The organism is Klebsiella pneumoniae (assembly GCF_000742135.1).
GTDB classification, from domain to species: Bacteria; Pseudomonadota; Gammaproteobacteria; order Enterobacterales; family Enterobacteriaceae; genus Klebsiella; species Klebsiella pneumoniae.
Window position 1 is genome coordinate 2100598 of record NZ_KN046818.1, and the last position, 20238, is coordinate 2120835.

At 59.9% G+C, this 20238-nt stretch carries 17 protein-coding genes and 1 pseudogene; 11 read left to right on the top strand and 7 right to left on the bottom strand.

Annotated features, from left to right (window positions below; translation table 11 throughout):
* The 10 genes from paaE (at window position 1) to DR88_RS15405 (ending at window position 9074) form a co-directional block, all read left to right on the top strand.
* Window positions 1–1071: a 1,2-phenylacetyl-CoA epoxidase subunit PaaE gene (paaE, locus tag DR88_RS15450; RefSeq protein WP_004148221.1), complete on the top strand. Its 1071-nt coding sequence runs from the start codon at window positions 1–3 to the stop codon at window positions 1069–1071.
* Window positions 1068–1835, top strand: a complete 768-nt coding sequence (gene paaF, locus DR88_RS15445) for a 2,3-dehydroadipyl-CoA hydratase PaaF (RefSeq protein ID WP_032438501.1) — start codon at window positions 1068–1070, stop codon at window positions 1833–1835. The genes paaE and paaF overlap by 4 nt, the downstream gene beginning before the upstream one ends.
* A gap of 2 nt (window positions 1836–1837) precedes the next feature.
* Window positions 1838–2626 (top strand): 2-(1,2-epoxy-1,2-dihydrophenyl)acetyl-CoA isomerase PaaG, encoded by a 789-nt coding sequence (paaG, locus tag DR88_RS15440; RefSeq protein WP_025862049.1) that lies wholly within the window; start codon window positions 1838–1840, stop codon window positions 2624–2626.
* On the top strand, window positions 2627–4051 hold the full coding sequence (locus DR88_RS15435) for a 3-hydroxyacyl-CoA dehydrogenase (protein ID WP_004148222.1): 1425 nt from the start codon (window positions 2627–2629) through the stop codon (window positions 4049–4051).
* Window positions 4041–4463 carry a hydroxyphenylacetyl-CoA thioesterase PaaI gene (gene paaI / locus DR88_RS15430; RefSeq protein ID WP_025862048.1) on the top strand — a complete coding sequence of 141 codons (423 nt, stop codon included), beginning with the start codon at window positions 4041–4043 and terminating at the stop codon, window positions 4461–4463. Before DR88_RS15435 ends, paaI begins: the two co-directional genes overlap by 11 nt.
* Window positions 4463–5668: a 3-oxoadipyl-CoA thiolase gene (gene pcaF, locus DR88_RS15425; protein ID WP_004148223.1), complete on the top strand. Its 1206-nt coding sequence runs from the start codon at window positions 4463–4465 to the stop codon at window positions 5666–5668. Before paaI ends, pcaF begins: the two co-directional genes overlap by 1 nt.
* Before the next feature lie 26 nt (window positions 5669–5694).
* Complete coding sequence (gene paaK / locus DR88_RS15420; RefSeq protein WP_004148224.1) at window positions 5695–7011, top strand: phenylacetate--CoA ligase PaaK; 1317 nt, start codon at window positions 5695–5697, stop codon at window positions 7009–7011.
* Window positions 7012–7122: 111 nt separating this feature from the next.
* Window positions 7123–8049 carry a phenylacetic acid degradation operon negative regulatory protein PaaX gene (paaX, locus tag DR88_RS15415; protein WP_025862046.1) on the top strand — a complete coding sequence of 309 codons (927 nt, stop codon included), beginning with the start codon at window positions 7123–7125 and terminating at the stop codon, window positions 8047–8049.
* Window positions 8050–8058: 9 nt separating this feature from the next.
* Window positions 8059–8655 carry a phenylacetic acid degradation protein PaaY gene (gene paaY / locus DR88_RS15410; protein WP_002902883.1) on the top strand — a complete coding sequence of 199 codons (597 nt, stop codon included), beginning with the start codon at window positions 8059–8061 and terminating at the stop codon, window positions 8653–8655.
* 8 nt (window positions 8656–8663) lie between these two features.
* Entirely contained in the window at window positions 8664–9074 is a 411-nt protein-coding gene (locus DR88_RS15405; protein WP_024940864.1) for a GFA family protein, read from the top strand.
* A gap of 36 nt (window positions 9075–9110) precedes the next feature.
* Here the strand turns inward: DR88_RS15405 and azoR are convergent, their stop codons facing one another.
* A complete protein-coding gene (gene azoR, locus DR88_RS15400; protein ID WP_002902889.1) occupies window positions 9111–9716 on the bottom strand; it encodes an FMN-dependent NADH-azoreductase in 606 nt (201 codons plus the stop codon).
* Window positions 9717–9920: 204 nt separating this feature from the next.
* On the opposite strand from azoR, the gene hrpA reads away from it, so the two are divergent.
* Complete coding sequence (gene hrpA, locus DR88_RS15395; protein ID WP_004148226.1) at window positions 9921–13823, top strand: ATP-dependent RNA helicase HrpA; 3903 nt, start codon at window positions 9921–9923, stop codon at window positions 13821–13823.
* A gap of 60 nt (window positions 13824–13883) precedes the next feature.
* Here hrpA and DR88_RS15390 read toward each other — a convergent pair whose 3' ends face one another.
* The 6 genes and pseudogenes from DR88_RS15390 to DR88_RS15365 form a co-directional block, all read right to left on the bottom strand.
* On the bottom strand, window positions 13884–14558 hold the full coding sequence (locus DR88_RS15390) for an O-methyltransferase (protein WP_004151576.1): 675 nt from the start codon (window positions 14556–14558) through the stop codon (window positions 13884–13886).
* The gene (locus DR88_RS15385) at window positions 14559–15938 is read right to left on the bottom strand and encodes an efflux transporter outer membrane subunit (RefSeq protein WP_004148227.1); all 1380 of its coding nucleotides are present in this window, start codon (window positions 15936–15938) and stop codon (window positions 14559–14561) included.
* Entirely contained in the window at window positions 15935–17020 is a 1086-nt protein-coding gene (locus DR88_RS15380; RefSeq protein WP_002902965.1) for an HlyD family secretion protein, read from the bottom strand. The genes DR88_RS15385 and DR88_RS15380 overlap by 4 nt, the downstream gene beginning before the upstream one ends.
* Before the next feature lie 28 nt (window positions 17021–17048).
* Window positions 17049–18701 (bottom strand): annotated as a pseudogene (locus DR88_RS15375) (efflux MFS transporter permease).
* A complete protein-coding gene (locus tag DR88_RS15370) occupies window positions 18701–19132 on the bottom strand; it encodes a MarR family winged helix-turn-helix transcriptional regulator (protein WP_002902969.1) in 432 nt (143 codons plus the stop codon). The pseudogene DR88_RS15375 and the gene DR88_RS15370 overlap by 1 nt, the downstream one beginning before the upstream one ends.
* A gap of 107 nt (window positions 19133–19239) precedes the next feature.
* Complete coding sequence (locus tag DR88_RS15365; protein ID WP_004148230.1) at window positions 19240–20187, bottom strand: LysR family transcriptional regulator; 948 nt, start codon at window positions 20185–20187, stop codon at window positions 19240–19242.
* Window positions 20188–20238: the final 51 nt, after the last annotated feature.

A 20238-nucleotide genomic window follows, 5' to 3' on the forward strand; every position in this document is an offset into this window, starting at 1 on the left:
ATGACGACGTTCCATTCGCTTAAGGTGGCGAGAGTCGAGCCGGAAACCCGCGATGCGGTGACCATCACTTTTGCGATCCCGCAAGCCCTGCAGGCGGAATACTGTTTTCGCCCGGGCCAGCATCTGACGCTAAAAGCCCGTCTGGGCGGCGAAGAACTGCGCCGCTGTTACTCCATTTGTCGCAGCCGCACGCCCGGCGAAATTAGCGTCGCGGTCAAAGCCATCGACGGCGGGCGCTTCTCGCGCTACGCCCAGCACGATATCCAGCAGGGTATGGAGCTGGAGGTGATGGTGCCGCAGGGGCATTTCGGTTATCAACCGCAGGCCGAACGGCAGGGTGAGTATCTGGCGATTGCCGCCGGCTCCGGGATCACGCCGATGATGGCGATCATTAGCGCAACGCTGGCGACCGAGCCGCAAAGCCGCTTTACGCTGATCTACGGCAACCGCAGCAGCCATAGCATGATGTTCCGCCAGGCGCTGGCCGATTTAAAAGACCGCTATCCGCAGCGCCTGCAGGTGATCCACCTGTTTAGCCAGGAGTCGATGGACAGCGATCTGCTCCAGGGGCGCATTGACGGCGACAAACTGCGCCAGCTCGCTGACCATCTGCTGGATTTCAGCCGTTTCGACGAGGCCTTTATCTGCGGGCCGGCGGCGATGATGGACGAGGCGGAAGCGACGTTACGTGAACTTGGCGTAGCGGAGAAATCGATTCATCTCGAACGCTTTAATACCCCAGGCGGCAATGTGAAGCGGGTCGCTGGAGTGCAGGCGGAAGGGCGCACGGTGACCATCCGCCAGGACGGGCGCGATCGGCTTATCGCCCTCAGCGCCGAAGACGACAGCATCCTGGATGCCGCATTGCGTCAGGGCGCCGATCTGCCGTTCGCCTGTAAGGGCGGGGTATGCGCCACCTGTAAATGCAAAGTGCTGCGCGGCGAAGTGGCGATGGCCGCCAATTACAGCCTGGAAGCGGATGAGCTGGCGGCGGGCTACGTGCTGAGCTGCCAGTCGCTGCCGACCAGCGGCGATGTGGTGGTCGACTTTGACGCGCGGGGGATAGCATGAGCGACCTGCTGATCCACCGTCATGGCCGGGTGCTACAGCTAACGCTAAACCGCCCGCAGGCCCGCAACGCGCTGAACAATGCCTTATTAACCCAGATTGCCGAGGCGCTGGAGGCGGCGGCAGTTGATGACAGCGTCGGCGTCTGCGTTATTCGCGGAAACCCGCGTTTTTTCGCCGCCGGGGCTGACCTCAATGAAATGGCGGAAAAAGATCTTCCTGCCACCCTTGATGATATTCGCCCACGGTTATGGGCGCGAATCGATGCCTTTACTAAACCGCTCATCGCTTCGGTCAACGGCTACGCGCTCGGCGCCGGCTGCGAGCTGGCTCTGCTGTGCGACCTGATTGTCGCCGGGGACAACGCCCGCTTTGGCCTGCCGGAAATTACCCTCGGCATAATGCCGGGCGCGGGCGGCACCCAGCGGCTGATCCGCAGCGTTGGCAAGGCGCTGGCCAGCCGGATGGTGCTGAGCGGCGAGAGTATTGACGCCCGCCAGGCGCAGCAGGCCGGGCTGGTCAGTGATATCCATCCGGCGGCGTTAACCGATGAGTATGCCCTGAAACTGGCAACCACCATTGCCCGCCATTCGCCGCTGGCGCTACGGGCGGCAAAACAGTCGCTGCGCCTGTCGCAGGAAGTCAGCCTGCAGGCCGGTCTGCAACAGGAGCGCCAGCTGTTTAGCCTGCTGAGCGCCACCGAGGACCGCCGCGAAGGCATCGACGCCTTCTTACAAAAACGTACCCCGGAATTTAAAGGACGCTAATCGTGGAAGCTTTCATTCTCAGCGCAGTGGAACAGGGCGTCATGACCATTACCCTCAATCGCCCGGACCGCCTCAACAGTTTTAACGATCTGATGCATCACCAGCTGGCGGAATATCTGAAGCAGGCCGAGCGCGATGATGGCGTGCGCTGCCTGCTGATCACCGGCGCCGGCCGCGGTTTTTGCGCCGGCCAGGATTTGAACGACCGCAATGTCGATCCCAGCGGCCCGCCGCCGGATCTCGGCATGTCGGTAGAACGCTTTTACAACCCGTTAGTGCGCCGTCTGGCGGCGCTGCCGAAACCGGTTATCTGCGCGGTTAACGGCGTGGCCGCCGGCGCTGGCGCCACCCTGGCGCTGGTCTGCGATATCGTGCTGGCCGCGCGTTCGGCCAAATTTGTGATGGCGTTCAGCAAGCTCGGCCTGGTGCCGGACTGCGGCGGCAGCTGGTTCCTGCCGCGGGTGGCCGGCCGTGCGCGCGCGATGGGGCTGGCGCTGCTGGGCGACAGCCTCAGCGCGGAACAGGCCGCGCAGTGGGGGATTATCTGGCAACTGGTGGACGATTCAGAACTGGCGGATACCAGTCTGCAACTGGCGCGCCATCTGGCGGCGCAACCGACGTTTGGTCTTGGGCTGATTAAAAAGGCGCTGCTGGCCTCTGAAACCAACAGTCTCGACGCGCAGCTGGACCTGGAGCGCGATTATCAGCGTCTGGCCGGGCGCAGCGATGATTACCGCGAAGGGGTCAGCGCGTTTCTGGCCAAACGGCCACCACAGTTCAGCGGGAAATAGATGATGACGACATCCTTAGCCACCGTGGCGGTGATCGGCAGCGGCACCATGGGGGCCGGCATCGCCGAAGTGGCTGCCGCCGCCGGGCATCCGGTGCGTATTTTTGATATTAACCCTAAGGCTGTAGACCTGGCGATAGAGGGTATCGCCGGGCGTCTGGCGTCACGCGTTGCGCGGGGCAAACTGGCGTCAGAGCAGGCTGATGCGCTGCTGGCGCGCCTGCATCCGGCTCACGATTTAGCCGCACTTGCCGATGCGGATTTAGTAATTGAAGCGGCCTCTGAACGGTTGGAAGTTAAAACGGCGCTGTTCGCGCAGCTGGCGGCGATCTGCGCGCCGTCAACGCTGTTGACTAGTAATACCTCGTCTATTTCGATTACCGCTATCGCCGCCGGGGTCAAAAACCCGGAGCGGGTGGCCGGACTGCATTTTTTTAATCCGGCGCCGGTGATGAAGCTGGTCGAGGTGGTGAGTGGTCTTGCGACCTCCACCGAAGTGGTGGAGCAGCTGTGCCAGTGCGTAAGCGGCTGGGGGAAACAGCCGGTGCGCTGCCGCTCAACGCCCGGTTTTATCGTTAACCGCGTAGCGCGTCCGTTCTACGCTGAGGCCTGGCGGGCGCTGGAAGAGCAGGTCGCCGCCCCGGAGGTTATCGATGCCGCTTTGCGTGACGGCGGCGGCTTCCCGATGGGACCGCTGGCGTTGACGGACCTGATTGGCCAGGACGTCAACTTCGCCGTGACCTGTTCGGTGTTTAACGCCTTCTGGCAGGACCGCCGCTACCTGCCATCGCTCCTCCAGCAAGAGCTGGCGCTGGCCGGGCGACTGGGTAAAAAGAGCGGCCACGGCGTCTATCGCTGGCCCGCTGAGACACTGCCGGACGCGGCGCTGCCGCCGGTAATGATGGGTGCTGAATCCGTTACCGCCAGAAGTGACAACGTCACTGAATTAGACGATGTCTTGCTGCTGGAGACTGAAGGCGAGACCGCCCTGGCGCTGAGTATTAAGCATCACCGCCCGGTGGTGGTGTATGACCTGTGCGCCAGCGATACGGTGGTGCTGGCCGCAGCGGCAACCAACGCGCCTGCGGCCACTGATAAGGCCGTGCATTACTTCCAGCAGCAGGGCAAGAAAGTGCTGCGTATTGCCGATTATCCCGGCCTGCTGGTGTGGCGCACGGTGGCGATGCTGATTAACGAAGCGCTGGATGCGGTGCAAAAAGGCGTCGCCAGCCCGCAGGATGTCGATACCGCGATGCGCCTTGGCGTCAACTATCCGCATGGCCCGCTGGCATGGGGAGAACGCCTTGGCTGGCGGCGGGTGCTGCAACTGCTGGAGAACCTGCAACACCATTATGGCGAGGAGCGCTATCGCCCCAGTTCCCTGCTGCGCCAGAAGGCGCTGATGGAGAAGCACCATGAGCAATGATCCGTGGCGCAACGCGCGCGTGATGTACGAAAAAGATACCTGCGCCAGAAAGATGGGGATCGAACTTATCGAAATGGACGACGGTTTTGCGCAGATGAGTATGACCGTCTCGGCGGACATGCTTAACGGCCATCAAACCTGTCACGGTGGTCAGCTATTTACGCTTGCCGATACCGCTTTCGCCTACGCCTGTAACAGCCAGGGGCTGGCGGCGGTGGCCTCGGCGGCAAGCATTGATTTTCTTCGTCCGGCGTTTGCCGGCGACCGGCTGGTCGCCACCGCCAGAGTCAAACAGCAGGGCAAGCTGACCGGCGTCTACGACATCGAAATTGTTAATCAACAGCAAAAGAATGTGGCCCTGTTCCGCGGCAAATCACACCGCATCGGCGGCACAATCACGGGAGACGTGTAATGCGCGACGCCTTTATTTGTGACGGGATCCGTACGCCGATTGGCCGCTACGGCGGCGCGCTGGCCAGTGTGCGCGCCGACGACCTGGCGGCAATCCCGCTGCGTGAGCTCCTGAGTCGTAATCCTGGGCTCGACCCGGCAGCAATTGATGATGTGATTTTCGGCTGTGCGAATCAGGCCGGGGAAGATAACCGCAACGTGGCGCACATGGCGACGTTGTTGGCCGGTTACCCGCATACCGTGCCGGGCACCACGATTAACCGCCTGTGCGGATCGGGTCTGGATGCCATCGGCTTTGCCGCCAGGGCGATCAAAGCCGGCGATGCCGATCTGCTGATTGCCGGCGGCGTGGAATCGATGTCGCGTGCGCCTTTCGTGATGGGAAAAGCCAGCACGCCGTACCAGCGTCAGGCGGAACTCTTTGATACCACGATTGGCTGGCGTTTTGTGAACCCGCTCATGGCGCAACACTTCGGAACTGACAGCATGCCGGAAACGGCCGAGAATGTAGCTGAATTGTTAAATATCAGCCGGGCCGATCAGGACGCTTTCGCCTGGCGCAGCCAGCAGCGCACGGCGCAGGCCCAGCGCGACGGCATTCTGGCGCAGGAGATTGTGCCGGTGCAGATTGTCGGCCGGAAAGGGGCGGTTAGCGACGTGCGCGAGGACGAGCATCCGCGCCCGGAAACCACGCTTGAGCAGCTGGCGAAACTGAAAGCGCCGTTCCGCCAGGGCGGCGTCATTACTGCGGGCAATGCTTCAGGCGTCAACGATGGCGCCGCGGCGCTGATCATCGCCAGCGAACAGCAGGCCGCTATCCAGGGGCTCACGCCGCGGGCGCGTATCGTGGCGATGGCGACGGCGGGTGTCGAACCGCGCCTGATGGGACTGGGGCCGGTACCGGCGGTGCGTAAAGTGCTGGAGCGGGCGGGACTCAATATTAACGATATGGATCTGATTGAGCTGAATGAGGCCTTCGCCGCCCAGGCGCTGGGGGTGCTCAGACAGCTCGGCGTGCCGGACGATGCGGCGCACGTGAATCCCAACGGCGGCGCCATCGCGTTAGGCCATCCGCTGGGCATGAGCGGCGCGCGGTTAGCGCTGAGCGCCAGCCTTGAGCTGCAACGCCGGGGCGGGCGCTATGCGCTGTGTACGATGTGTATTGGCGTGGGTCAGGGCATTGCCATGATCCTCGAGCGAGTGTGAGCTAATTTACCTGCGAGTACCCTACAATGATAACTACTACAAAATTAGATCCGATTGAAACCGCATCGCGTGACGAACTGCAGGCCCTGCAAACCCAGCGCCTGAAATGGACGCTGAAGCATGCGTACGAAAATGTGCCGATGTATCGCCGCAAATTCGACGCCGCCGGCGTGCACCCTGACGACTTTCGGGAATTAAACGATCTGCAAAAATTCCCCTGCACCACCAAACAGGATCTGCGCGACAACTATCCCTTCGATACCTTCGCGGTGCCGATGGAGCAGGTGGTGCGCATTCACGCCTCTTCCGGCACCACCGGCAAACCGACGGTGGTGGGATATACGCAAAACGATATTGATAACTGGGCCAATATTGTCGCCCGTTCGCTGCGCGCGGCCGGTGGTTCAGCAAAAGATAAAATTCACGTCGCCTACGGCTACGGCCTGTTTACCGGCGGCCTTGGCGCGCACTACGGCGCGGAACGTTTGGGCGCGACGGTGATCCCGATGTCCGGTGGACAGACCGAAAAACAGGCGCAGCTGATCCGCGATTTCCAGCCGGATATGATCATGGTGACGCCGTCCTACTGTCTGAATCTGATTGAAGAGCTGGAGCGCCAGATGGGCGGCGATGCCCGCGGCTGTTCATTGCGGGTCGGCGTCTTTGGCGCTGAGCCGTGGACGCTGGCGATGCGCGCGGAAATCGAGCGCCGGCTGGGGATCACCGCCCTGGATATTTACGGTTTGTCGGAAGTCATGGGACCGGGCGTAGCGATGGAGTGTCTGGAAACCGTTGACGGCCCGACTATCTGGGAAGACCACTTCTTCCCGGAAATCGTCAACCCGGACGACGGTACGCCGCTGGAAGATGGCGAGCATGGTGAGCTGCTGTTTACCACCCTGACCAAAGAAGCGCTGCCGGTGATCCGCTATCGTACCCGCGATCTGACGCGCCTGCTGCCGGGAACCGCGCGGACCATGCGCCGCATGGATCGCATCAGCGGACGCAGCGACGATATGCTGATTATCCGCGGGGTTAACGTCTTCCCCTCGCAGCTGGAAGAGGAGATCCTCAAGTTTGAACACCTGGCGCCGCACTATCAGTTAGAGGTCAATCGCCGCGGTCATCTGGATTCGCTGGCGGTGCGCGTTGAGCTGAAAGAGAGCGGGCTGGCGCTGAGTCATGAACAACGCTGCCAGATTTGCCATCAGTTGCGTCACCGCATTAAGTCGATGGTCGGGATCTCCACCGATATTACTATCGTCAACTGCGGCAGCATTCCGCGCTCGGAAGGGAAAGCCTGTCGGGTATTCGACCTGCGAAAAGCGGTGGTTAGCGGTTAATCCTCTCTCCGGCTGCGCGGCAGGCACCCGGCTGAAGCGTTTGCGCCGTCAGCCGGGGAGTTTCCTGTGCTATGATTCATAAAGGAAAAATATAACACCAGAATGAATCAGATGAGTAAACTCGACGCCTTTATTCAACAAGCGGTGACGGCGATGCCCATCAGCGGCACGTCATTAATTGCCTCGCTGTATGGCGACGCTATATTACAACGCGGTGGGGAAGTGTGGCTGGGCAGCGTCGCGGCGCTGCTGGAAGGATTAGGCTTCGGCGAGCGCTTCGTACGCACCGCGCTGTTTCGCCTCAATAAAGAAGAGTGGCTTGATGTTGTCCGCATCGGCCGACGCAGCTTCTATCGCCTGAGTGATAAAGGGTTGCGCCTGACCCGGCGCGCGGAGCATAAAATTTATCGCGCCAGTGCCCCGGAATGGGACGGTACCTGGCTGCTGCTGCTTTCGGAAGGCCTGGAGAAAAATGTGCTCGCCGACGTTAAAAAGCAGCTGCTGTGGCAGGGGTTTGGCGCGCTGGCGCCGAGCCTGCTGGCCTCGCCGTCGCAAAAGCTGGCCGATGTCCAGTCTCTGCTCCACGAAGCGGGCGTCGCCGAAAACGTCATCTGTTTTGAAGCCCATTCGCCGCTGGCGCTCTCCAGAGCGGCCCTGCGCAGCCGGGTGGAGGAGTGCTGGCATCTCACCGAACAAAATGAGATGTACGAGGCGTTTATCGCCTTGTTCCGACCTCTACTGCCGCTGCTGCGCGATTGCGACCCGTCAGAGTTGACGCCGGATCGCTGTTTCCAGATCCAACTGCTCCTCATCCATTTCTATCGCCGGGTGGTGCTCAAAGACCCGCTGCTGCCGGAAGAGCTCCTGCCGGCGCATTGGGCAGGGCAAACCGCCCGCCAGCTGTGTATCAATATTTATCAACGCGTGAGTCCCGGTGCGCTGGCGTTCGTCAGCGAGAAAGGTGAGAGCTCGGTGGGCGAGCTCCCGGCGCCGGGTCCGCTCTATTATCAGCGCTTTGGCGGTTTGCCGGGCGCATAAGGAGGTTGCATGCCGATATATCAGATTGATGGACTGACGCCGGTGGTGCCGGAGGAGAGTTACGTTCACCCGACCGCGGTGTTGATTGGCGACGTGATCCTCGGCAAAGGGGTCTATGTTGGGCCCAACGCCAGCCTGCGCGGCGACTTCGGGCGCATCGTGGTCAAAGACGGCGCCAATATTCAGGATAACTGCGTGATGCATGGCTTCCCCGGCCAGGATACGGTGGTGGAAGAGGAGGGCCATATCGGCCACGGCGCTATTCTGCACGGCTGCGTGATTGGCCGCAACGCGCTGGTGGGCATGAGCGCGGTGATTATCGATGGGGCGGTCATTGGCGAAAACAGCATTGTCGGCGCTTCGGCCTTTGTCAAAGCCAACGCCGAGATGCCCGCCAACCATCTGATTATCGGCAGCCCGGCAAAAGCGATTCGCACCCTGAGCGAACAGGAGCTGGCGTGGAAAAAACAAGGTACCCGTGAATACCAGGCGCTGGTGGAACGCTGTAAGCAGACGCTGCACCAGGTGGAGCCATTACGGGAAGTCGAAGCAGGGCGTAAGCGGCTGGCGTTTGATGAAAACCTGCGGCCAAAAGCCGCAACCTGAGGGGTAAAATTATGGCAGAGAAATTATCCGCTCACTGTCACTGCGGTGCGGTGGCGTTTACCGTGGAACTCAGCGACGGCTTCAACACCGTTCGGCGCTGTAACTGCTCATATTGTCGCATGCGTGGGGCGGTCGCGGTCTCTTCGCCGCGTTCAGGAATAGAGGTGGTACGCGGAGGGGATAAGCTCACAGAGTATCGCTTTAATACAGGGGAAGCCGTGCACTTTTTCTGCTCGGTATGCGGGATCTACACCTTTCATCAACGGCGATCAAACCCACAGCAGTATGGGGTGAATGTGGCCTGCATTGACGGCGTTTCGCCTTTCGATTTCCCTTGCGTGGAGGTCAACGACGGCGTGAATCATCCAAAGGATGGCGGCGGAGGCGTGGTGGGGTATTTACGCTACGAGAAAAAGTAAAACTCTCCTCCCGCAGGAAGCGAGAGGAGTGAAATATTAGGCTGCAACCACGCTGTCGATGGCCGCTTTCGCGTCAGACTGCGCTTTGGCCGCGACTTCCGGGCCGTAAGCGATACCTTCGGCGAACACAAAGTTCACGTCGGTGATGCCGATGAAGCCGAGGAAGGTGGACAGGTATGGGGTGACCAGGTCGGTCGGAGTATCTTTATGGATACCGCCGCGGCTGGTAACGACGACCGCGCGTTTACCGGTTACCAGACCTTCCGGCCCTTTCTCGGTGTAGCGGAAGGTGACGCCGGCGCGAGCCACCAGGTCGAAATAGTTTTTCAGCTGCGTCGGGATGTTGAAGTTGTACATCGGCGCAGCGATAACAATCACATCGTTGCCTTTCAGTTCGGCGATCAGCTCGTCGGAAAGGGCCAGCGCTTCCTGCTGACGCGGAGTGAGCGGCGCGTCGCTCGGACGCAGGGCGCCAACCAGTTCGCCATCCAGAACCGGGATCGGATTGGCGGCCAGGTCACGCACGGTGATCTCATCGCCAGGGTGTTTTTCCTGCCATTGTTCAACAAAATAGTCGGAAAGCTGACCAGATTGTGAGTACCCTGCCAGAATACTGGATTTCAGAACTAATACTTTGCTCATGGGTGTTTCCTTTTTTTAATGTGATTGACGGGTCAATGCCCTGGTGCTTGTTGACACTGTATTCACAATCGCGCCACAGAGATAGCGCAATATATCGAATCCTATGTTCAGATTATTTGAACAAGGCACGAATGACACAGATGTGGTACTCTAAGGCAATACTTCAAAAGAGATTTTCCCGGCAGAGCTCTGCCCGATAACGCTATGACAGAACAACAAAAAATCACCTTCCCCCAGCTTTATCAACAGCTCGACGGCCTGATGCTGCGCGACAAAACGCGCTTTGCCCGCCGTCTGCACGGCGTGAAGAAGGTTAAAAATCCTGAATCGCAACAGGCCATTCTGCAGGAGATGGCTCTGGAGATAAGCCAGGCAGCCGGTAAAGTCCTGCTGCGCGAAGCGGCGCGTCCGGCCATCACCTATCCGGAAAACCTGCCGGTTAGCCAGAAAAAACAAGAGATTCTCGAGGCGGTGCGCGACCACCAGGTGGTGATCGTCGCCGGGGAGACCGGTTCGGGTAAAACCACCCAGCTGCCCAAAATCTGCATGGAGCTGGGCCGCGGGCTGAAAGGACTCATCGGCCATACCCAGCCGCGTCGCCTGGCGGCGCGGACCGTCGCCAACCGTATTGCCGAAGAGCTGCAGAGCGAGCCGGGCGGCTGCATCGGCTATAAAGTCCGCTTCAGCGACCACGTCAGCGAAAACACCATGGTTAAGCTGATGACCGACGGTATCCTGCTGGCGGAGATCCAGCAGGATCGTCTATTGATGCAGTACGACACCATCATTATCGATGAGGCGCACGAGCGCAGCCTGAATATTGACTTTCTGCTCGGCTATCTGAAAGAGCTCCTGCCGCGCCGCCCGGACCTGAAAATCATCATTACCTCGGCGACCATCGACCCGGAACGTTTCTCAAAGCATTTCAATAATGCGCCGATTATCGAAGTCTCCGGGCGGACTTACCCGGTGGAAGTGCGCTATCGGCCGATAGTGGAAGAGGCGGACGATACCGAGCGCGATCAGTTACAGGCGATCTTTGATGCGGTTGACGAACTGGGGCGCGAAGGGCCCGGCGATATTCTGATCTTTATGAGCGGTGAGCGGGAAATTCGCGATACCGCCGATGCGCTGAATAAGCTGGATCTGCGCCATACCGAAGTGCTGCCGCTGTACGCCCGCCTGTCCAACAGCGAGCAGAACCGCGTCTTCCAGCCGCACAGCGGACGACGCATCGTGCTGGCGACCAACGTGGCGGAAACCTCGCTGACCGTGCCGGGCATTAAATACGTTATCGATCCCGGTACTGCGCGTATCAGCCGTTACAGCTACCGCACCAAGGTGCAGCGCCTGCCGATCGAGCCGGTTTCCCAGGCGTCCGCCAACCAGCGTAAGGGCCGCTGCGGCCGCGTTTCGGAAGGGATCTGTATTCGTCTTTATTCAGAAGACGATTTCCTGTCGCGCCCGGAGTTTACCGACCCGGAGATTCTGCGCACCAACCTGGCGTCGGTCATCCTGCAGATGACCGCCCTGGGCTTAGGCGATATCGCCGCCTTCCCGTTTGTCGAAGCGCCGGATAAGCGCAATATCCAGGACGGCGTACGCCTGCTGGAAGAGCTGGGCGCCATCACCACCGATGCGCAGGCAACGGCTTATAAACTAACCCCGCTGGGCCGCCAGCTCAGCCAGCTACCGGTGGATCCGCGTCTGGCGCGCATGGTGCTGGAGGCGCAGAAGCACGGCTGCGTGCGGGAAGCGATGATCATCACCTCCGCGCTGTCGATCCAGGACCCGCGCGAGCGGCCGATGGACAAACAGCAGGCCTCTGACGAAAAACATCGCCGCTTCCACGATAAAGAGTCCGATTTCCTCGCCTTCGTCAATCTGTGGAACTACCTCGGCGAGCAGCAGAAGGCGCTGTCGTCGAATCAGTTCCGCCGCCAGTGCCGGGTCGATTTTCTTAACTATCTGCGCGTGCGCGAGTGGCAGGACATCTACACCCAGCTGCGCCAGGTGGTGAAAGAGCTTGGCCTGCCGATCAACAGTGAGCCGGCGGGATATCGCGAGATCCATACTGCGTTGCTGACCGGTCTGCTGTCGCACATCGGCATGAAGGATGCCGATAAACAGGAGTATACCGGCGCCCGTAATGCGCGGTTCTCTATCTTCCCCGGCTCCGGTCTATTCAAGAAGCCGCCGAAGTGGACGATGGTGGCCGAGCTGGTCGAGACCAGCCGCCTGTGGGGGCGTATTGCCGCGCGCATTGAGCCGGAGTGGGTGGAGCCGGTAGCGCAGCACCTGATCAAGCGCTCATACAGTGAGCCGCACTGGGAGCGGTCGCAGGGCGCGGTGATGGCGACGGAAAAGGTCACCGTTTACGGCCTGCCGATCGTTGGCGCGCGTAAGGTCAACTACAGCCAGATCGACCCGGCGCTGTGCCGCGAACTGTTTATCCGCCACGCGCTGGTGGAGGGCGACTGGCAGACGCGTCACGCCTTCTTCCGCGATAACCTGAAGCTGCGCGCGGAAATCGAAGAGCTGGAGCATAAGTCGCGCCGTCGCGACATCCTGGTTGATGACGAGACGCTGTTCGAGTTTTACGACCAGCGCATTAGCCACGATGTCATCTCCGCTCGCCACTTTGATAAGTGGTGGAAGCAGGCCAGCCGCGAAACGCCAGACTTGCTCAATTTTGAAAAGAGCATGCTGATTAAAGAGGGGGCGGAGCATGTCAGTAAACTGGACTACCCGAATTTCTGGCATCAGGGCAATCTTAAACTGCGTCTTAGCTATCAGTTTGAACCTGGCGCCGATGCCGATGGCGTAACGGTGCATATTCCGCTGCCGCTGCTCAACCAGGTGGAGGAGGCCGGATTTGAATGGCAGATCCCTGGTCTGCGTCGCGAGCTCATTATCGCGCTGATAAAATCGCTGCCGAAGCCGGTACGGCGCAATTTCGTCCCGGCTCCCAACTATGCGGAAGCGTTTCTTGGCCGGGCGGCGCCGCTTGAGCTGCCGCTGCTCGATTCGCTGGAGCGCGAGCTGCGTAAGATGACCGGCGTGACCATCGACCGCGAAGCCTGGCAGTGGGATCAGGTGCCCGATCACCTGAAAATCACCTTCCGGGTGGTGGATGATAACAACAAGAAGCTGCAGGAAGGGCGCTCGCTGCAGGCGTTGAAAGACGCCCTGAAGGGCAAAGTGCAGGAGACGCTGTCGGCGGTCGCTGATGACGGTATTGAGCAGAGCGGGCTGCATATCTGGAGCTTTGGCACCCTGGCGGAAAGTTACGAACAGAAGCGCGGTAACTATAAGGTGAAAGCCTGGCCGGCGCTGGTGGACGAGCGCGACAGCGTGGCCATCAAGCTGTTTGATAATCCACAGGAACAGCAGCAGGCCATGTGGCGCGGTCTGCGTCGCCTGCTGCTGCTCAACATCCCGTCGCCGATTAAGTATCTGCACGAGAAATTACCGAATAAAGCCAAGCTTGGGCTCTACTTTAACCCGTACGGCAAAGTGCTGGATCTGATTGACGATTGCATCTCCTGCGGCGTTGATAAGCTTATCGACGAGGCGGGCGGTCCGGTGTGGACGGAAGAGGGCTTTAGTCAGCTGCACGATAAAGTGCGAGCCGAGCTCAACGACACGGTGGTGGAGATCGCTAAACAGGTCGAGCAGATCCTCACCGCGGTGTTCAATATCAACAAACGGCTGAAAGGCCGGGTGGATATGACCATGGCGCTGGGGCTGTCGGATATCAAAGCGCAGATGGCGGGTCTGGTGTATCGCGGCTTTGTCACCGGCAACGGTTTCCGCCGTCTTGGCGATACGCTGCGCTATCTGCAGGCGATTGAAAAGCGTCTGGAGAAGATGGCTATCGATCCGCATCGCGATCGGGCGCAGATGCTTAAGGTGGAGAGCGTGCAGCAGGCGTGGCAGCAGTGGCTGAATAAGCTACCGCCGAACCGCCGTGAGGACGACGATGTCCGGGAGATCCGCTGGATGATCGAGGAGCTGCGGGTCAGCTTCTTCGCCCAGCAGCTGGGCACCCCGTATCCTATCTCGGACAAGCGAGTGTTGCAGGCGATGGAGCAAATTACCCCATAGCCTGGCTGGTTGTCCCCGGTGGCGCTGCGCTTACCGGGGCTACTGGTCAGGCGTCCACGCTTAAGCGTTTACCCACGCCAGAGTAAAGCCGTCCCAGCCTTTAGTGCCCACGGTTTGCAGCGCCGTTGCCGTCAACCGTGGCTCGGCGCCCATCATCTCAATGAACTGACGCACACCCTGAACGCGCTCGTCGGCGCTCTGTGGGTTGACCACTTCGCCGTCGCGTACCACGTTATCGCCAATAATTAAGGTTCCTGGGCGGGAATAACGTAGCGCCCAGCGCAGATAATGGGGGTTATTCGGCTTATCGGCATCGATGAAGATCAGATCGAAAGCGGGACATTCGCCAAGCGACTCCAGGGACTGTAGCGCGGGTCCCTCCCGTAGCGTGACCCGCTGGTCAACGCCCGCCAGCTGCAGATTCTCCCGCGCCACCTGGGCATGATGCGCGTCGGCCTCCAGGGTGAGGAGTTGGCCGTCTGCAGGAAGCTCGCGCGCCATCCAGATGGTGCTATAGCCGCCGAGGGTGCCGATCTCCAGTATCCGCTTAGCCTGGGTTAGCCGTACCAGCAGGGCGAGAAACTGACCCTGATTGGCGGCGACATCGTGTGCCGGGAGCCCGGCACGATGGTTGTTTTCCAGTACCCGATCGAGTACAGGATCGCCGGGAATTAAGGCCTTAATCAAATAATTGTCTACTGCCGACCACTGTTGTTGCATATGACGCTTCCCCATTTAGCTCCCTGATGAGTCAGACCAGCCGCCTCCCAGCGCCCGGTACAGATCGATCTGCGCCAGCAGCAGGTTGTTCTTCACCTGCACCACGCTAAGCTGGGTGGAGAACAGCGTTCGCTGGGCATCAAGCACATCCAGATAAGAAGAGTAGCCGTTACGGTAGCGGTTTTGTGCAATACGTAAGGTTTCCTGGGCAACGGTCTCTTGTTCCTGAAGCTCGGATAACTGTTCGCCATAGCGACTGATGGCGTCCAGGCTGTCATTGACCTCTTTGAACGCGCTGCGCACCGTTTTCTCATAGCTATAGAGCGCCTGGTTGCGCTGGGCCATGGAGACGTCCACCTGGGCATTTAACGCCTGGCGGTTTAGCAGCGGCGCCAGAATACTGCCGCCAAGACTCCACAGCCGCAGCGGGTTATCCAGCAGATCCGGCAGCGTCCGGTCCTGCAGGCTGCCGGTAGCGGTCAGGTTAATAGAGGGCAGCAGCTGCGCCTGCGACGAGGTCAGCGTGGCGTCGGCGGCCACCAGCTGGCGCTCGGCCTGAGCGATGTCCGGACGGCGGTTGAGCAAGGTGGACGGCAGCTGCGACGGCAGACGCAGCGGGGTAAGCTGGGCGAACTCGCCGCGTTTTACCGCGCCAGGGTTATCGCCGAGCAGCACGCTGAGCGCATTTTCCTGCTGCGCAATCTGGTGCTGTAGCGGCGGGATCTGCGCCCGCGTTGACCGCAGCTCCGAATCCGCCTGCATCAGCTCAAGGCGTGAAGTATACCCGGTTTCAAACTGACGTTTGGCCAGGCGCCACGCGTCTTCCCTTGATGTTAGCGTCTGCTGGGTCACCCGCAGCTGCTCATCCAGCGACAGCAGCGTGACGTAGCCAACGGCCACCGAGCTGGCGACGCTCAAATTGGCGGCGGCGGCGGCGGCTTTCTGCGCCTCAAGGCTGGCCCCGGCGGCGTTGGCCGCGCTGCGGTTCGCTCCCCAGATATCGACATCATAGCTGGCGGTCAGGCCGCCCTTATACAGTGTGCTGTGGATCGGCAGGCCGGTGGCGGCGGACTGCGTCCGGGCGCGGGTGCCGGTGAGGCTGGCGTCCAGTGACGGAAACAGGCTGCTGTCGGCGGCGTAAGCGCGCGCCTGATACTCATTCACCCGCTCGCGGGCGATCAGCACATCGCTGTTATAGCGCAGCGCCTGGTCGACATACTGATTGAGGGTACTGTCATGAAAATTGCGCCACCATACGCCCTCCACCGGGCTGGCCGGGCCAACGTCGGCCCGCCAGGCGGCAGGAATGGTCAGGGTCGGCTGCGCGCGTTGCACATCGGCGGATTGACAGCCGACCAGCGCCAGAACGATAGCAAGGGCGACCGGGCGGATCATGGTTGTTTCTCCGCACGGGTATCAATAGTCACCTGCACCGACATCCCCGGCCGCAGGCGTTCGCTGTTGTTTTGCCCGTCGTTGACCGTAATACGCACCGGGATGCGCTGGGCGATCTTGACGAAATTGCCGGTGGCGTTGTCCGGAGAGATGGCGCTGAACTCCACCCCGGTCGCCGGGGAGATACTCTGCACCTTGCCGTGGAAGGTCTCGCCGTTGAGCGCGTCTACGGTGAAGGTGACCGGCTGGCCAACGCGTACTTCGGCCAGCTGGGTCTCTTTGAGGTTGGCAATCACCCAGTGCTGCGGCGGAACCAGCGAGGTCAGATGGGTTCCGGCGCTGACATAGGCGCCAAGACGCACCGAGATCTGCCCCAGCTGGCCGCCGGTGGGGGCGATAATCTGGGTATTCTGCAGGTCGATCTGCGCCAGCTCAAGCGCCGCTTTGGCGCTGGCCACGTCGGCCTCCAGCGAATCGCGATTGACGATGGTCGATTCACGGTCCTGGCGCGACATCTCCAGCGCCGCTTTCGCCTGCTCAATATCCGCCGCCCCTTGCGCCGCGCTGGCCCGCGCCGAATCACGTTCGCGGATCGACAGCGAACCGTCGGCGGTTAACTGCTGGATGCGTTTTAAATCGGCCTGGATTTTCAGATTCTGCGCGCGGGCGTTTTGCAGCGCGGCTTCATTCTTGGCGATCGTCGCCTCGGCGCTTTTGCGCTGTTGCAGGTTATTGCGCAGCGCGGCCTCTTTCATCGCCAGGGTAGCCTGGGCCTGATGCACCCGCTGTTTATAGATGCGATCGTCTATCTGGAACAGCACCTCGCCCGGCTGGACAATCGCGAAATCTTTGACGTTGACGGCGGTGATATAGCCGTTGACCTGCGGGCTAATAAAGGTGGTCTGCCCGCGCACATAGGCGTTGTCGGTAAACTGGCTATGGCGAGTGAACGGCGGCAGTTGCCAGGCGTAGAGGATCACCAGCACGCCGACGAGGCCTATCGCCGCGGCAGTAAAAATGGAAACCACGCGAATATTATTCCGGGTGTTGGCCTGTTGTTTGGCCGCATCCTGCTGACTCATAACGACTCCAGAGATGAAATGATGATAATTATTTGCTGCCGGTAGCGCGTTGCAACGCGATACGGGCAGTCAGTCGTAAGCGAATTAAGCGCCAGAAAACCCACACTAGTGTCCCGGCGGAGATCGCCGCCGTCAGCAGATAGGTATCATTCCAGGCGAGAATATTGGCCTGCAACGTCGCGGCGTTTTGCAGCAGGGTGGTGGCCTGAACGTTGAGCAGCGTACTGTCGCCAATCTGGCTCTGATACATCTGGCTGTACTGCTGCAGCCGCTCGACGATCAGCGGGTTCAGGGTGGTTATCTGGTCCGCCAGCTGGCTGGAGTGGAATTTCTCACGCCAGGTCTGGAAGGTGCCGAGGATCGCCGAGCCGAGCAGCCCGCCAATGTTCTGGCTCATGCCGAACAGCACCGAGAAGCTGACCAGGTTGCGCGGGTCGGCAAACACGCCGCCAATCCCGGCGAGCATCGCCGGGGCCAGAAAGAAGGCGCTGCCGAAGCCGAGTAAAAACTGGCTGAACATTAATTGTTCCGGACGGGTGAGGGCGTTGGACTGGCTGTCGAGCAGCGAGGCTATCATGATCAGCGCCAGCGCGGTGGCGGTCGGCCAGTAGAGCTTCTGCGGGTTGAGCGTCAGACAGCTGGCAATGATCCCGCACAGAATACCGGCGAAAATCGACCACGCGAGGTTAGTCATCTGTTCGTTTTGCAGGCCAACGTACTGCAGCCAGCCGATGACCCCGGTGTTCTGCTCCGCCAGCACGATGCGGAACAACAGCATAATCAGGCCCAGACGCACGATGCTGCCGCTGGAGAGCCATTTGGTATTGAGCAGGGGGTTGCTGCGGTTATGCTCGAAGGTAATCGCAGCGACGATCAGTATTACCGCCGCCGCCAGCGCCCAGCCGATCCACGGCGCTTCAAACCACCACTCGAGCCGCCCCAGCGACAGCACGGCGCACACCAGCGCCATGCCGGGCGCCAGCAGAAAGAAGGTAATGAAATCCTTTTTTTCAAACACTTTTTTACGATCGCTTGGCGGCAGTTTTAGCGCGATGACGCAGGCCAGCGACACCAGCGCCAGGCCCAGTTCAAAGAAGTAGATACCGCGCCATTCATCGGTCTGCAGCAGTTCGGTGGAAAAGAGGCGCGCCAGGGGAATGGCCAGCGACGAGCCGGTGATGCCGATAGTCAGCCCTTTCAGGCGATGGCGCGCAGGCCAGGCCTGTACCTGGTAGTAAATCCCCAGCGAGCTGAGCGCCGCGGCCACCATGCCATGGGCGGCGCGAACCATCATCGCTGAGCTGAGATCGTTGACGAAGAGGTGGAAAAAGGTGACCAGCACATAGAGCACCAGAAAGCCTTCGGTGAAAGCGCGCAGGCCAAACTGCTGGCGGAATTTCACCAGCAGCAGGTTGATGGAGACGTTGGTCATCACGTATACCGCCGGCAGCCAGGCGATTTCTGTCGACCAGGCGGCGAAGGTACCCTGCAGCAGCTGCAGGTTGGCGGTGACCACTGCGTTGCCCAGCGCGCCGGTGAGACATACCAGCAGACCGACCACGCCGTAGGCAAGGCGTTTCGCCGGACTGTGCAGCGGCGTCGACGGCGAACCGAGCAGAGCCGGTTTTTCATGCGGCGCCCAGTCATGCGGGGCGTAGGGGTTATCCTGGCGACGGGGCATTATTTCTTCTCCACTTCGCGCAACAGCTTTTCCAGCACCCGTTGGGTTTGCTCCTGCTCCTGTGGGGTAATCGCCGTCAGGATCTCTTCGCGCAGATCGTCAGCCACCGTTTTGACCTGTTCATAGAGGGCCTTCCCTTTGTCGGTGACCACCAGCAGTCGCTTACGTTTGTCGCTAGCGGTGGTGATGCGCTCAACCAGTCCGAGGGCGACCAGACGATGGATCAACGGCACAATGGTCGGGCTCTCCACCCCCAGCTCCTGCGCCAGTTCGCTTTGCGACAGCGGCTGCTGGTGGCGGGCGATGGACGCTACCGCCACCCAGCTGGCCTGGCTGAGACCGAGATTTTTCAGCCGACGATTGACCGCCAGCCGCCAGTGGTGCGCGGTGAGGTATAAAAGATGAGAGAAGGTAAGCTGTCGATTGTCCATAGGTCGTCTGTCAATATCGTTAGAGCTCTAACGATTTTATGCCGGATAACCGCCGGAGTTCAAGATGAAAGATAGAAATTGGTTAACGGTATGTACGTTAATTGTAGTTAATCTTCCGGCCGCGATCCGTGTCGTGCGGTCTGCTGACCGAGGATATTTTTATTCAGCGCCATCACCCAGGCGATAAAGGCCCGCAGGGGGGCGGGAATATGTTTCCGGCTTGGGTAGTAGACGCAGAAATGGTCGGCAGGATAGCGGTAGTCGGGTAACAAATGGACCAGGCTGCCCGCGCTCAGCTGCTGCGTCACCAGCGACTGATAGACAAAGGCGATGCCTAATCCGCTCTCCGCGGCCTGGATCATTGCGCTATCGGCATCGACGACCAGATCGCCTTTAACCGCGACCTCGCTAAGCTCGCCGCTGGGGCCAATAAACTCCCAGCGGTACTTCTCACCATCAGGAAAACAGCGGTTAATGCAGCGGAAATTAACTAATGACTGCGGGGTGTCGGGCTCTCCGGCTTCGCGTATATAGTCCGGGCTGGCCACCGGGATCAGCGATAGATTCTCGCCAAAGGGGATGGCAATCATCTCTTTGGGCACATCCTGCGAATAGCGAATGCCGGCGTCAAAACCGGACTCGATAATATTGATTTTCCGATCGGTGGCATACAGTTCGAGCGTCACATTGGGACAGGCGTTTTTAAAGGCGATAAAATAGTCTTGAAAAAACAGGTCAATAACAATGCGCGGTAAATTAACTTTCACCACGCCTTCCGGAGTCAGACGGTGATAATTCAGACTGTCCACCACCCGGCGATAATCATTGACCACCGGCGTTATATTATTAAGAAATTCCTCACCCACTGCGGTTAATGACAAACTGCGCGTTGAGCGATTTAGCAGGCGCACGCCTAACTTTTCTTCCAGATGATTAATAGCGACGGTAAGGGCCGGTGGGGAAAGGTTTAACGCTTTAGCGGCCTGACGAAAACTGCCATGTTTCACTATGAGTATTAATATTTCTATTTGTTGCAGATCGGGCAAGGTTTTCATTGTTAATTTCCAGCTAACACCGCGTTCGGAATAGATTAATTGTTATCAATA